The sequence below is a fragment of the Microbacterium testaceum StLB037 genome, assembly GCF_000202635.1.
Lineage (GTDB): Bacteria > Actinomycetota > Actinomycetes > Actinomycetales > Microbacteriaceae > Microbacterium > Microbacterium testaceum_F.
In genome coordinates this window covers 58,834-71,051 of the sequence record NC_015125.1, presented here as the reverse complement: position 1 = coordinate 71,051, position 12,218 = coordinate 58,834, and the positions used below count along the sequence as shown (strand labels likewise).

Genomic DNA, 12,218 nt, shown 5'->3' with positions numbered 1-12,218 from the left:
TTGCCGGGCCGCTGGGCGGCGCGCGGCGGTACTCTTCGCGTGTGGGTTTCTCCTTGATGTTCGTGCGTGTCCGAGACGGTGACCTCCTGGATGCCGACCGTGTCGGACTCGCCGACTTCCTTTCCCGAGCGGGGCTGGATCTCCCGGACGATTCCGGAGAGCTCAGCCGCAGGTCGGACAGCGCTCCCCTCGCGTTCGACGGACGCTCGACAGATCTTCAGCTCGACGATCTGTCTCAGGAAGGGCCCGTAACGGGGAGGATCGATCACGCGACGCTGGGGCCGGAAGAGGCGGAGTTCATCTTCCGTCTGTGCGTGGCCGGGAAGATGATGGTCGTCAATCCCCAGGGCAGCCCCATGTACATCGTCCCAGGCGACACCCACGCGCGGGAGGAGCTTCCGGATCCCGATGACGCCGTCTGGGTGAGAACGTCGGCAGAACTCGCGCACGTGCTGGGATCGAGCTTCGAAGACTTGTCGAGCTTCCGGGACCGTGTCCTCGAACGGCCTGGTCCCGACGCCGAAGGGGAGCCCGCTCGATAACCGGCGCGCACCCCCGTGCGCCGCGTTCGTCGGCCTCGCGCACGACCCACACTCGTCGTGCTCAGCGCGGGCGCACCACCATCACCGTGGCGTCGAACACCCGATCGCAGGGGCCCTCGTCGTTCTCGAAGGGTTGGCCTTCGCGAACCCAGTACTCGTAGCCGCCGATCATCTCTCGCACGCTGTAGCCGAGTGAAGCGAACGCGAGAGCGCCCTTCTGGCCGGCGTTGCAGCCGGGGCTCCAGCAGTACACGACGACCGGAGTGTCGATCGGGATTTCCACGGGCGCGCGTGCGGCGATCTCGCGGTACGGGATGTGGACGGCGCCGCTCACGCGGCCCTGTCGCCAGGCGTCGTCGCCACGGACGTCGACGAGCACGAAGCGGTCGCCGGCCTTCTGTGCGGCGTAGACGTCGGACGGGTCGCTTTCCGCAGCGAGCCGGGCGGCGAAGTACTCCTGAGTGCTGGTCATCCGCTCACGGTACGACGCCCAGGGCGCAGCGGGGGAGGGGACGGATGCCACACACCAGTGGCATCCTGCCAATGCGACAGCCCCTGGTGCCGACGCGATGCGGATGGGACTGGTGGGGGAGACTCACTCGCCCGCGGCATCGCGCCGGTGAGCGCCTGGAGGCCCTCGGAACGACGAAACCCCGGTGCCGAAGCACCGGGGTTTCGTCTGGCGATCACTCGCTCTTGTCGCCCTGAGGACGATTCTTCTCCTCGAGACCCTTCGGGGCGGGGAACTCGACTTCTGCCCGTTCGCCGATCGCCATGTGCGGACGACCGTCCTCGTCTGCGCGAGCGTTCGCGCCGGCGATCTCGTCGGTCTCCTCGTGGTCGATGTGGTCGGGCTCGTGGTGCTGGTGCGCCACGGCCGCGTCGACTTCGGCCTGCGTCAGCGGGGCGAGACGGTCCTCGAAGAACCAACGCGACACACCGGCGCGGAAGTTCGCGTACCAGGGGATCTGTCCCTGCGCGTTGGGACGCACGACCAGGGGCTCGTAGGTCTCGTTGTCGACCAGCTTCCACCGCTCGTACTCGTCGACGGGCTGGTGCACCTCGATGTACTCGCCGCCGGGGAGGCGGACGATACGGCCCGACTCGTATCCGTGCAGCGCGATCTCGCGGTCCTTCTTCTGAAGCGCGATGCAGATCCGCTTGGTGACGAAGTAGGCGAGGATCGGGCCGAGGATCAGCAGCGCCTGGAGCGCGTGGATCACACCTTCCATCGTGAGGTGGAAGTGCGTGGCCATGATGTCGGACGAAGCCGCGGCCCACATGACCGCGTAGAACGTCACACCGGCCGCACCGATCGCGGTGCGGGTCGCCGCGTTGCGGGGACGCTGGGCGATGTGGTGCTCGCGGGTGTCGCCGGTGATCCACGCCTCGATGAAGGGGTAGACCAGCACGAGGACGATGAACAGACCGAGGACACCGACCGGGATGATGATGTTCCATGAGAAGGTGTGGTCCCACAGGACGAACTCGAGGTGCGGCGGGATGAGGCGCAGCATGCCATCGGCGAACCCGATGTACCAGTCGGGCTGGGTACCAGCCGAAACCGGCGACGGGTCGTACGGGCCGTAGTTCCAAATGGGGTTGATCGTCACGAGAGCGGCGATCAACACGATCACACCGAACGTGATGAAGAAGAAGCCACCCATCTTGGACGCGTAGACCGGGAGCATCGGGTAGCCCACGACGTTGCTGTTCGAGCGGGCGGGGCCGGCGAACTGCGTGTGCTTGTTGATGATCATCAGCATCAGGTGCACCGCCAACAGCGCGACCAGGATGGCCGGCAGCAGCAGGATGTGCAGCGTGTAGAGGCGGCCGACGATGGCGGTGCCGGGGAACTCGCCACCGAACAGCAGGAACGAGGTCCACGTGCCGATGATCGGCAGACCCTTGATCATGCCGTCGATGATGCGAAGACCGTTGCCGGAAAGGAGGTCATCGGGGAGGGAGTAGCCGGTGAAGCCCTCGGCCATCGCGAGGATGAAGAGGATGAAGCCGACGACCCAGTTGAGCTCGCGCGGCTTGCGGAACGCACCCGTGAAGAAGACGCGCAGCATGTGCACGCCGATGCCGGCGACGAACACCAGAGCTGCCCAGTGGTGGATCTGGCGAACCAGCAGTCCACCGCGCAGATCGAACGAGATGTGCAGCGCGGACTCCATGGCCGCCGACATCGCGATGCCGCGCATGGGCTCGTACGCACCGTTGTAGTGCGTCTCCACCATCGAGGCCTGGAAGAAGAACGTCAGGAACGTGCCCGACAGCAGCACGACGACGAAGCTCCACAGCGCGATCTCGCCGAGCATGAACGACCAGTGGTCGGGGAAGATCTTGCGACCCAGCTCCTTGACGATGCCCGAGATGCTCGTGCGCTCGTCGAGGTAGTTGGCCGCGGCGCCGACGAAGCGGCCTCCGAGGGGCCTGCCGTCGCGACCCGCCGGCTGCGGGCCCGAGGAGACGGCCGGTTCGGTCGTGACGTTCTCGGTGGGATGAGTACCGATGCTCATTTGCGCTCCCAGAAGCTGGGGCCGACGGGCTCGTGGAAGTCACTCTGAGCGACGAGGTAGCCCTCGGCGTCGACGGTGATGGGGAGCTGCGGCAGGGGACGGGCAGCCGGGCCGAAGATGACGGCCGCACCGTTGGCGACGTCGAACTGCGACTGGTGGCAAGGGCACAGGAGGTGGTGGGTCTGCTGCTCGTACAGTGCCACGGGGCAGCCGACGTGCGTGCAGACCTTCGAGTACGCGACGATGCCGTCGTACGTCCAGTCCATGTTGTTGGTCTCGGGGTTCAGCTGCTCGGGCTGCAGACGCATCAGCAGCACGATGGCCTTGGCCTTCTCTTCGAGGTAACCCTCGTCGTGGCCGAGTCCGGCGAGCTCTTCCGGAATGACGTGGAAGGCCGAGCCGAGCGTGACGTCAGCGGCGCGGATCGGACGACCGGACGGGTCGTGCGAGAGGCGCGAGCCTTCCTTCCACATCGTGTGGCTCAGCAGCTTCACCGGGTCCGCATCCTGGGGTGCGAGGCCGCGGAACAGCGTGATGCCCGGAATGATCGAGGCGGCGAGAGCGGCGAAGAGCGAGTTGCGGATGATCTCGCGGCGACCGAAGCCGGAGTCCTTGTTCGCCTCGACGAAGACGTTGACCGCGCCCTCGCGGGTGTCGTCGCGCCCGCGCGTCGCGTGGCGGTCCTCGATGTACTCCTTGTCGGACATGACCGACTTGCCCCAGTGGATGGTGCCGATGCCGATCGCCAGCAGCGCGAAGCCGATGCCGAGTCCGATGAAGAGGTTGTTGTACCGGATGTCGATCAGCGCGCCCGACTCGATCGGGAAGATCATGTAGGCGATGCTCGCCCAGATGCTCGCGGCGACCGAGAAGTAGAACAGGGTGTAGACCGTGCGAACGGCCCGCTTCATCGCCTGCGGGTCCTGGTCGGTCATGCGGTGGCGGTGTCCCGGGAGACCCGGGTTCTCCACGGGGTCGGGGATCGCGACCGCGAGCCCGGCGGAAGGCTTCCATGAAGCCCTCTCGTGCTCGAGCGCGTCTTCCTCGTGTGCCATGGTGCTCCTCGTGCGTTTACGTAATGTCGATGACGACGGTCAGTTGGACTTCGCCGTGATCCACACGGTGAGCGCGATGAGCGCCCCGATTCCGAAGATCCAGATGAACAGACCCTCGGAAACCGGACCGAGCGAACCGAGCGAGAACCCGCCGGGGGACTCGGACTTCTGAAGGAACATCAGGTACGAGATGACGTCGCGCTTGTCTTCGGGGGTGAGGTTCAGGTCGTTGAAGACCGGCATGTTCTGGGGGCCGGTGACCATGGCCGCGTACATGTTGACGGGCGTCACGGTGTGCAGATCGGGAGCCCACTTGCCCTCGGTGAGCGCACCGCCGGCGCCGGCGACGTTGTGGCACATGGCGCAGTTGATGCGGAACAACTCGGCACCGTGCGACAGGTCTCCCTCGCCGTCGGTGAGCTCGGCGCTCGGGTAGGTCGGGCCAGGAGCCGACGACTGCACGAACGCGGCGATCGCGTCGATCTGCTCTTCGGTGAACTGCACCGGCTTCTGCGGGGCCTGCGGACCCTGCGCCTGCAGCGGCATACGACCGGTCGACACCTGGAAGTGGACCGACAGCTCGCCGACGCCGAACAGCGACGGGCCCTGCTGGCTGCCCTCGAGGTCGAGGCCGTGGCAGGTGGCGCAGTTCGCCTGGAAGAGCTTCTTGCCCTCTTCGACCGCGGTGGCGGACGAGGCGCTGCTGGTGGGCGTGTCCGTCGCGGCCATCGCGGCGGAGGCGCCCGCGTAGACCCCACCGGTGAGCAGGAGGCCGATGCCGATCAGAGCGGCGGCGGCCAGGGGACTGCGGCGCCCGGAGGCGCGGCGCGGCTTCTTCTCTCGTGCCATGTCAGGTACAGCTCTCTTACTTCAGGAAGTAGATGACGAAGAACAGGGCGATCCAGACGACGTCGACGAAGTGCCAGTAGTACGACACGACGATCGAGGTGGTCATCTCTTTACGCCCGAAGTTCTTCACGGCGTAGGCACGGCCGATGACGAGAAGGAAGGCGATGAGCCCGCCCGTCACGTGCAGGGCGTGGAAGCCGGTGGTCAGGTAGAAGGCCGAGGCGTAGGGGTTGGCGCTGATGGGCATGCCTTCGGCAACCAGCGTCGCGTACTCCCACACCTGGCCCGACACGAAGACGGCGCCGAGGATGAACGTGAGGTAGAACCACTCCACCATTCCCCACTGGACGAAGCGGAACGACTTACCGGTGCGGTACGGCTGGTACCGCTCGGCAGCGAACACGCCCATCTGGCACGTGACCGAGGACAGCACGAGGATGATCGTGTTGACGGTCGCGAAGGGGACGTTGAGCAGCTCGGTCTCCTGCGCCCAGAGGGACGCGGAGGTGCTGCGCAGAGTGAAGTAGATGGCGAAGAGGCCGGCGAAGAACATGACCTCGCTGCCCAGCCACACGATGGTGCCCACGGCGACCGGGTCGGGCCGCTTCACGGCACGCACGGCCTGGGAATACGTCGCTGAGGTCGTCACCATCCCATTATGCGCGATCCGACGGGCCGATATTCCCATCTCGAGCTGGAGATATTCCACGCTCGAGACTTAGGGAAACCTAAGAATCCACGGGGAATCCCCGGTACGGCCGGACTTTCGCGGGCTCCGTCGAGGCGCTGAGCGGGAGATGCCGGTGTGGAAGGATCGTGTCATGGCGGAACGCTTGACCTGGCCCGATGTCCTCACCTCCCTTCTCGAAGGGCGAGACCTCAGCGTGTCGGAATCGACGTGGGCGATGCGACGCGTCATGGCGGGGGAGGCGACGCCGTCGCAGCTCGCCGGCTTCCTCGTGGCGCTGCGCGCGAAGGGCGAGACGGTGGAAGAGATCGTGGGGTTCCGCGACGCGATCCTCGAGGCCGCCGTGCCCCTTCCCGTCCGCGCCGAGGTCCTCGACATCGTCGGCACGGGCGGTGACCGCTACGGCACGGTGAACGTCTCGACGATGGCGGCCGTGGTGGCGGCGGCATCCGGAGTCCCCGTCGTCAAGCACGGCAACCGGGCCGCGAGCTCGGCATCCGGATCGTCGGACGTCCTGTCGTCCCTCGGGATCGCCCTCACCCTCGACCCGGCGCACGTCGCCGAGACCCTCGACCGCACCGGGATCACGTTCGCCTTCGCCGCGGCCTTCCACCCCGGCTTCCGTCACGCGGGGCCGACGCGGTCGGAGCTCGGCGTGCCGACGGTCTTCAACTTCCTCGGTCCGCTGTGCAATCCCGCCCGGGCGGAAGCGAACGCGGTGGGCGTGGCCCATCTCGACCGGGTCCCCCTCATCACCGGCGTCTTCCGAACCCGCGGGGCGACGGCGCTCGTGTTCCGTGGCGACGACGGCCTCGACGAACTGACGACGACGGGGCACAGCCGCCTGTGGGAGATCAGCCGCGGTGACGTCCACGAGCACGATCTGGATCCCCGGGATCTCGGCATCCCTCTCGTGGAGATCGACGCCCTGCTCGGCGGGACCCCTGACCACAACGCCGAGGTCGTGCGGCGCACGCTCGCCGGTGAGACGGGGCCGGTGCGCGACATCGTGCTGCTGAACGCCGCGGCCGGACTGGTGTCGTATCGCTTGTTCCAGGATGCCGCGGAGGTGCAGCGCCCGATCCTCGAGCGGCTCGCCGAAGCGATGGCCGACGCGGCCGCCGCGGTCGACGATGGTCGGGCGTCCGCGAAACTCGACGCGTGGATCTCGACCACGCGGGAGCTCGCGGGGTAACGCATGCGACCGCTGGACGCCCTGAACGAGATCGCCTACCTGCTCGAACGCGAGAGGGCGTCGCGGTACAAGTCCAAGGCGTTCCGGACGGCGGCAGCCGCGATCGAGGGCCTCAGCGACGCGGAGCTCCGCGATCCCGGCCTTCGGCGGCGTCCCGGCATCGGCGACTCGACCCTCGCGGTGATCCAGCAGGCCCTCGCCGGCGGGGTGCCCGAGCGACTCGCGGCGCTTCGAGAGACGAAGGGCGCGACCGGCGGCGAAGCCCTGCGGGCCGCGCTGCGGGGCGACCTTCACAGCCACAGCGAGTGGTCGGACGGGGTGACGCCGATCGAGGCGATGGTCGAGGCGGGGCGCGCGCTCGGCCACGAGTATCTGGCGCTCACGGACCATTCCCCCCGCCTCACCGTGGCGAACGGGCTGTCACCCGCGCGGCTGCGCGAACAGCTCGAGGTCGTCCGGGGTCTGAGCGGCGGGGGATTCACCCTGTTGTCGGGAATCGAGGTCGACATCCTCGACGACGGCGACCTCGACCAGGAGGATGCGCTGCTGCGCGAGCTCGACGTGGTGGTGGCATCCGCCCATTCGAAACTCCGCATGGATCGTGAGCCGATGACGCGTCGCCTCGTCGCGGCGGCGAGCGATCCTCGCGTGGATGTGCTCGGTCATGTCACGGGGCGGCTCGTCGAGGGTGCGCGGGGGACTCGTCCGCCGTCGGAGTTCGATGCGCGGGCGGTGTTCGCCGCGTGCGCGGCGTCGGGGGTCGCGGTCGAGATCAATTCCCGACCCGAACGGCAGGACCCGCCGGATGAGCTCATCGCGCTCGCGCTGGAGGCGGGGTGCTTGTTCTCGATCGACTCGGATGCGCATGCACCGGGGCAGCTGTCGCTGCTCGACTACGGCGCGGCCCGTGCCGAGGCCGCGGGGGTTCCGCACGAGCGCATCGTGACGACCTGGACTCTCGATCGGTTGCGATCGTGGCTGGAACGCGCGCGCTGACCCGCGGGCGGTGACGCGGCGCGTCGTGCCGTCAGTGGGGCAGGGCCGCGAGGGCGCGGGTCATCGACGAACCCAGGTTCCATTTCTCGGCGAGGGCGTTCGCGGCGGCGAGACGGTGGTCGTCGAGGGGGTGCAACTCGTCGTCCGGCACGTCGAGGTCGAGGTCGCGCACGACGCGCACGACCGTGGGGGCGACGGCGAGGTAGTCGGCGGCAGCGAGGATCTTGGCGCGCTGCGCCGGGGTGCCGCCGGTGCCGGCCTCGGCTGCGGTGAGGATGCCGTCGAGATCGCCGTGCGCGGTGAGCAGGGCCGCCGCCGACTTCTCGCCGATGCCGGCGACGCCGGGCAGGCCATCCGAGGGATCGCCGCGCAAGACGGCGAAGTCGGCGTACTGCGCGGCGTGGATGCCGTACTTCGACACCACCACCGCGTCATCGACGAGTTCCAGGTTGCTCATACCGCGCGCGGTGTACACGATGCGGACGTGGTGGTCGTCGTCGATCAGCTGAAACAGATCGCGGTCACCCGTGACGATGTCGACCGGGACGTCGGCGGCGGTCGCGAGAGTGCCGATCACGTCGTCGGCCTCGTGCTCGGCGGCTCCGACGACGGGGATCCCGAGCACGGCCAGGGCCTCGCGGATGAGAGGGATCTGGGCCAGAAGGGGATCGGGGGTCTCTTCGCGGTCGGGCCCGGTCGAGACCGCCTCGACGACGCGGTGCGCCTTGTAGCTCGGAAGGAGTTCGACGCGCCACGCCGGCCGCCAGTCATCGTCCCAACACGCCACCACCCGGGTGGGACCGTACGTCGAGACGAGCTTGGCGATCATATCGAGAAGGCCCCGGACCGCGTTGACGGAGGTGCCGTCGGCGGCGCGCACCTTGTCGGGCACCCCGTAGAACGCGCGGAAGTAGAGGGACGCGGTGTCGAGGAGAAGCAGCTTCTCGGGCCGGGATGCCATGTGCCCAGGGTAGTCATCTCGCCCGGCATCCTCCCTCTTCCGGACCTTCTTCCGTGGTCCGGGGACACTCAGCCGCCGGTCGTCCTCCAGGTGATGATGTCGCCGGAGTAGAGCCCCACCTCCACGCTGCCCCGATCGGCGCCTGTGAACGACGTGTCCTCGACGAGATAGAACGTGACGGTCTCGCCGGGTGCGATGGGGCCCGGGATGTCGTAGCGGCTGGGGTAGGCGTCGGTGACGGACGGGTCGTAAACGCTTTCCAGGTAGTTCCCCTCGGGGGAGAGGTAGCTCGACGAGAAGCGGAGTTGCCACCCGTCGGGGTCGATGGACTCGTCGGTGAGGTTGGTCAACTCGATGGGCACCGCGACGAGAGATCCGGATGCCGAGAACGGGGCCGGACTCGCGGAACCCGCCTCGGCGGTGATGTCGACGGGGGCGAGGGCCCGGATCGACCAGACGTCGTCGCCGGAGTCGGAGTCGACGATGGTCTGCGCGGTGCCCCAGGCGAGTTCCGACGGGGAGCCGCGGCCCGGGGCGACCGACAACCTCTGGGCGAGTGTGTACGTGTCGGTCTCGGGATCGGGGTCTGCGGTCGACGCGGAAGACGTCAGTCCGGAGAGGATCGCCGCACCCATCGCGATGATGATGCCGAGAACGACGATCACGATGGCCACCACGGCGGGGACGCGGGCGCTGCCGCGGCGCGCCACCTGCACGATCGCGAGCACGAGGGCGGTGACCAACAACAGCCAGACCAGCGGCGACGCGGAGAAGGCGAAGAGGGCGCCCGCGCAGGCGATGACCAGAGCGACGATGCCGAGTCCGCGTCGCGGAGGTCGCGGACCCGCGGAGCCGGGGGCCGGGACGAATCCCGGCGAATGCGTGGGCGCCGCCTGCGGGCTCGGCCACGGCGCCGTTGCGCCCGGAGGGGGCGGGGCCGACACGGTGGCGGTCTGGCCGTACCCGGCGGACGCGGGTCCGTACGCCGCGAACGGCGGGCGTCGGTCCTGCGGTGTCTGATTCGTCATGTCGCCTCCCCGGGTCCATGCTACGAAGGCCGCGCCGCGCGGACGACGTCCTGTGGAAAGTCCGCGCGCGGCGCGACCTAGAGTGGCGGGATGTCTTTCGGATCGGTCCGCGTCCGCCCGTCGTCGACCTCGCCCTGCCCGTGCGGCGGGGGAGAGTTCGGTCGCTGCTGCGGTCCGATCCTCGACGGCGAGGCGGCGCCGTCGGCGGAGCGTCTGATGCGCTCCCGGTACACCGCGTACGTCGTCGGCGATCTCGCGCATCTCGTGCGGTCGTGGCATCCACGGACCCGTCCGGACGACCTCGATCTCGACGACGGCACCGAGTGGGAGGGTCTCACCGTCGACGACGCGCAGGAAGAAGCCGACACGGCCGTCGTCGCGTTCCGCGCGGAGTGGCGGCGGGGCGGCGAGCGCGAGGTCCTGTCGGAGCGCAGCCGGTTCGTCCGCCGCGCCGGGCGATGGGTGTACCTCGACGGGGACGTGAACTGAGGCCGTCAACCCCGCGAGGGCGTGTCGGAGGTCGCGCGTAGGGTCGAGTTCGATCGCCCGATGAGAGGAGCCGCATGATCCCCGACAGACTGCGCGACCTGCTCGAGAAGCCGTACTACGGCGCGCTCGGCACGGTCCGGCCCGATGACACGGTGCAGGTGAACCCGATGTGGTTCGAGTTCGACGGCGAGTACATCCTGTTCACCCACACGGTGACGCGGCAGAAGTACCGCAATCTGCAGCACAACCCGTCGATGAGCTTCATGGTCTACGACCCGGCGGAGCCGTACCGGTACATCGAGGTGCGCGGGCGTCTGGTCGAGGAGGTGGCAGATCCGGAGGGCGCGTTCTACGTGCGCCTCGGTCAGCGCTACGGCAACCCCGCGCAGCAGGCTCCGCCGGACCGCGCGGATCGGGTGATCCTCAAGATGTCGGTCGAGAAAGTCGGAGGACAGTGACATGGAACGCATCGTGATCATCGGCGGCCACGGAAAGGTCGCCCTGCACCTGGCGGGGCTCCTCGCGGAACGCGGCGACGAGGCGGTGTCAGTCATCCGCAACCCCGACCAGTCGGCGGACGTCGAGAAGGCGGGGGGAACGCCGCTCGTCCTCGACGTCGAGAAGGCCGACGTCGACGCGCTCGCCGACGCGCTCGCCGGGGCGGACGCGGTCGTCTGGGCGGCCGGGGCCGGAGGCGGCGACGCCGACCGCACGTACGCGGTGGACCGGGATGCCGCGCAGCGCGCGGTCGACGCCGCCGGCGCCGCGGGCAAGCGGCGCTTCGTCATGGTGTCGTGGATCGGTTCGGTGCCGGACCACGGCATCTCGCCCGACGACTCGTTCTTCGCGTACGCCGACGCCAAGCTCGCCGCCGACGACTACCTGCGTGCCAGCGACCTGGACTGGACCATCCTCGGCCCCGGGACTCTCACCCTCGACCCGCCCACCGGACGCATCACGACGGCGCCGCAGGGGTCGGCCGAGGTGGGACGCGCGGATGTCGCGGCCGTCGCAGCCGCGGTGCTCCTCCAGTCCGCGACGATCGGGAGGTTCATCCGCTTCGGCGCGGGTGACACGCTCATCGCGGAGGCGATCGTCGAGGAGAAGACGGCTCCGTCCGACTAATCGAGCGCGCTCGGGCCACCGCTCACTCCCCGGCGGTGTCGTCGTCGTCCTCGATGACGATGACACCGTCGGGGATGGGCTCGCTCAGCAGCGGTTCCGCGGCGAGAGTGAGGTCGATCGTCGCGCGGAGGAGGCCTCCGGCGGTCTCGGAACGCAGCAGCTCGATCTGATCGAGCTCCCCGAGAGGCGCGATCGCGGCGAGCTGCCAGGCACGCTCGAGCGGGTCCTCCGACAGTTCGACCTCGGGGTCCCATCGGCTGCCGCCGAACTGGACGGCCCGCCCGAGGACCCGTCGCACGATGCGCTCCGCCTCCTCGAGAACGGGGGCGAGAGCCTCGTTCCACTCGAGGTCGGGGAGGGCGCGGACGTCGGCGCGCGGGTAGGGGTCGTCGTCGAGCCAGGTGACGATCTCGAAGCGCTCCGTGCCGCGGGCGACGATCTGGAGCTGGTCCGCTTCGGGGAGCACGTGGCTCAGGCGCGCCATCGTGCCGATCGCGAATCTCTGGTCGCCGCCGCCGGTCTCGGTTCCCCGCTCGATGAGCACCACGCCGAAGGCAGGGGCGGACTCGTCGAGGAGCCGCCCGAGCATGACGAGGTAGCGCTCCTCGAAGATCCGCAACGCCAGCGGCGTGTGCGGGAAGAGGACAGCTCCCAGAGGGAACATCGCGGTACCCATCGCCCCAGTCAACCAGGGTCGTGAGCGGCAGGGGTCGCAGCGGGCGAACTCGTGCGCCGCGCAGCGAGGTGGTCCGGTGCTCATCGCGG

The 12,218-nt window shown here is 68.8% G+C and carries 14 protein-coding genes; 6 read left to right on the top strand and 8 right to left on the bottom strand.

Annotated elements, in window-relative coordinates; all coding sequences use genetic code 11:
- Nucleotides 1-41: 41 nt before the first annotated feature.
- On the top strand, nt 42-542 hold the full coding sequence (locus tag MTES_RS00390) for a hypothetical protein (protein WP_148272776.1): 501 nt from the start codon (nt 42-44) through the stop codon (nt 540-542).
- Nucleotides 543-603: 61 nt separating this feature from the next.
- Here MTES_RS00390 and MTES_RS00385 read toward each other — a convergent pair whose 3' ends face one another.
- The 5 genes from MTES_RS00385 to MTES_RS00365 all read right to left on the bottom strand — a co-directional run bounded on the left by MTES_RS00385 (nt 604) and on the right by MTES_RS00365 (nt 5,623).
- Complete coding sequence (locus MTES_RS00385; protein WP_043361747.1) at nt 604-1,014, bottom strand: rhodanese-like domain-containing protein; 411 nt, start codon at nt 1,012-1,014, stop codon at nt 604-606.
- Nucleotides 1,015-1,228: 214 nt separating this feature from the next.
- Nucleotides 1,229-3,067, bottom strand: coding sequence for a cytochrome b (locus MTES_RS00380; RefSeq protein ID WP_013583169.1), 1,839 nt, complete (start codon nt 3,065-3,067; stop codon nt 1,229-1,231).
- Nucleotides 3,064-4,122, bottom strand: a complete 1,059-nt coding sequence (locus tag MTES_RS00375) for a ubiquinol-cytochrome c reductase iron-sulfur subunit (protein WP_013583168.1) — start codon at nt 4,120-4,122, stop codon at nt 3,064-3,066. Before MTES_RS00375 ends, MTES_RS00380 begins: the two co-directional genes overlap by 4 nt.
- Before the next feature lie 39 nt (nt 4,123-4,161).
- A complete protein-coding gene (locus tag MTES_RS00370; protein WP_013583167.1) occupies nt 4,162-4,971 on the bottom strand; it encodes a c-type cytochrome in 810 nt (269 codons plus the stop codon).
- Between the two features lie 16 nt (nt 4,972-4,987).
- Nucleotides 4,988-5,623, bottom strand: coding sequence for a cytochrome c oxidase subunit 3 (locus MTES_RS00365; RefSeq protein ID WP_013583166.1), 636 nt, complete (start codon nt 5,621-5,623; stop codon nt 4,988-4,990).
- Nucleotides 5,624-5,792: 169 nt separating this feature from the next.
- On the opposite strand from MTES_RS00365, the gene trpD reads away from it, so the two are divergent.
- Both trpD and MTES_RS00355 read left to right on the top strand, forming a co-directional pair.
- Nucleotides 5,793-6,854 (top strand): anthranilate phosphoribosyltransferase, encoded by a 1,062-nt coding sequence (gene trpD / locus MTES_RS00360; RefSeq protein WP_013583165.1) that lies wholly within the window; start codon nt 5,793-5,795, stop codon nt 6,852-6,854.
- A 3-nt stretch (nt 6,855-6,857) separates the two neighbouring features.
- Nucleotides 6,858-7,850: a PHP domain-containing protein gene (locus MTES_RS00355; protein WP_013583164.1), complete on the top strand. Its 993-nt coding sequence runs from the start codon at nt 6,858-6,860 to the stop codon at nt 7,848-7,850.
- Nucleotides 7,851-7,881: 31 nt separating this feature from the next.
- On the opposite strand, the gene MTES_RS00350 is transcribed toward MTES_RS00355, so the two are convergent.
- The gene (locus tag MTES_RS00350; protein ID WP_013583163.1) at nt 7,882-8,811 is read right to left on the bottom strand and encodes a 5'-3' exonuclease; all 930 of its coding nucleotides are present in this window, start codon (nt 8,809-8,811) and stop codon (nt 7,882-7,884) included.
- 68 nt (nt 8,812-8,879) lie between these two features.
- On the bottom strand, nt 8,880-9,839 hold the full coding sequence (locus MTES_RS00345) for a hypothetical protein (protein WP_013583162.1): 960 nt from the start codon (nt 9,837-9,839) through the stop codon (nt 8,880-8,882).
- 90 nt (nt 9,840-9,929) lie between these two features.
- Here MTES_RS00345 and MTES_RS00340 point away from each other — a divergent pair, with 90 nt between their 5' ends.
- The 3 genes from MTES_RS00340 to MTES_RS00330 all read left to right on the top strand — a co-directional run bounded on the left by MTES_RS00340 (nt 9,930) and on the right by MTES_RS00330 (nt 11,453).
- Complete coding sequence (locus MTES_RS00340; protein ID WP_013583161.1) at nt 9,930-10,328, top strand: YchJ family protein; 399 nt, start codon at nt 9,930-9,932, stop codon at nt 10,326-10,328.
- 74 nt (nt 10,329-10,402) lie between these two features.
- Nucleotides 10,403-10,786: a PPOX class F420-dependent oxidoreductase gene (locus MTES_RS00335; protein WP_013583160.1), complete on the top strand. Its 384-nt coding sequence runs from the start codon at nt 10,403-10,405 to the stop codon at nt 10,784-10,786.
- Between the two features lies 1 nt (nt 10,787).
- Entirely contained in the window at nt 10,788-11,453 is a 666-nt protein-coding gene (locus MTES_RS00330) for an NAD(P)H-binding protein (protein ID WP_013583159.1), read from the top strand.
- 22 nt (nt 11,454-11,475) lie between these two features.
- Here MTES_RS00330 and MTES_RS00325 read toward each other — a convergent pair whose 3' ends face one another.
- Nucleotides 11,476-12,129 carry an LON peptidase substrate-binding domain-containing protein gene (locus tag MTES_RS00325; RefSeq protein WP_013583158.1) on the bottom strand — a complete coding sequence of 218 codons (654 nt, stop codon included), beginning with the start codon at nt 12,127-12,129 and terminating at the stop codon, nt 11,476-11,478.
- Nucleotides 12,130-12,218 lie beyond the last annotated feature (89 nt).

Excerpts from the sequence above, each read along its gene's own strand:
- MTES_RS00385 (WP_043361747.1), bottom strand. The coding sequence starts at position 1,014 with ATGACCAGCACTCAGGAGTACTTCGCCGCCCGGCTCGCTGCGGAAAGC.
- MTES_RS00380 (WP_013583169.1), bottom strand. The coding sequence starts at position 3,067 with ATGAGCATCGGTACTCATCCCACCGAGAACGTCACGACCGAACCGGCC.
- MTES_RS00375 (WP_013583168.1), bottom strand. The coding sequence starts at position 4,122 with ATGGCACACGAGGAAGACGCGCTCGAGCACGAGAGGGCTTCATGGAAG.
- MTES_RS00370 (WP_013583167.1), bottom strand. The coding sequence starts at position 4,971 with ATGGCACGAGAGAAGAAGCCGCGCCGCGCCTCCGGGCGCCGCAGTCCC.
- MTES_RS00365 (WP_013583166.1), bottom strand. The coding sequence starts at position 5,623 with ATGGTGACGACCTCAGCGACGTATTCCCAGGCCGTGCGTGCCGTGAAG.
- trpD (WP_013583165.1), top strand. The coding sequence starts at position 5,793 with ATGGCGGAACGCTTGACCTGGCCCGATGTCCTCACCTCCCTTCTCGAA.
- MTES_RS00355 (WP_013583164.1), top strand. The coding sequence starts at position 6,858 with ATGCGACCGCTGGACGCCCTGAACGAGATCGCCTACCTGCTCGAACGC.
- MTES_RS00350 (WP_013583163.1), bottom strand. The coding sequence starts at position 8,811 with ATGGCATCCCGGCCCGAGAAGCTGCTTCTCCTCGACACCGCGTCCCTC.
- MTES_RS00345 (WP_013583162.1), bottom strand. The coding sequence starts at position 9,839 with ATGACGAATCAGACACCGCAGGACCGACGCCCGCCGTTCGCGGCGTAC.
- MTES_RS00340 (WP_013583161.1), top strand. The coding sequence starts at position 9,930 with ATGTCTTTCGGATCGGTCCGCGTCCGCCCGTCGTCGACCTCGCCCTGC.
- MTES_RS00335 (WP_013583160.1), top strand. The coding sequence starts at position 10,403 with ATGATCCCCGACAGACTGCGCGACCTGCTCGAGAAGCCGTACTACGGC.
- MTES_RS00330 (WP_013583159.1), top strand. The coding sequence starts at position 10,788 with ATGGAACGCATCGTGATCATCGGCGGCCACGGAAAGGTCGCCCTGCAC.
- MTES_RS00325 (WP_013583158.1), bottom strand. The coding sequence starts at position 12,129 with ATGGGTACCGCGATGTTCCCTCTGGGAGCTGTCCTCTTCCCGCACACG.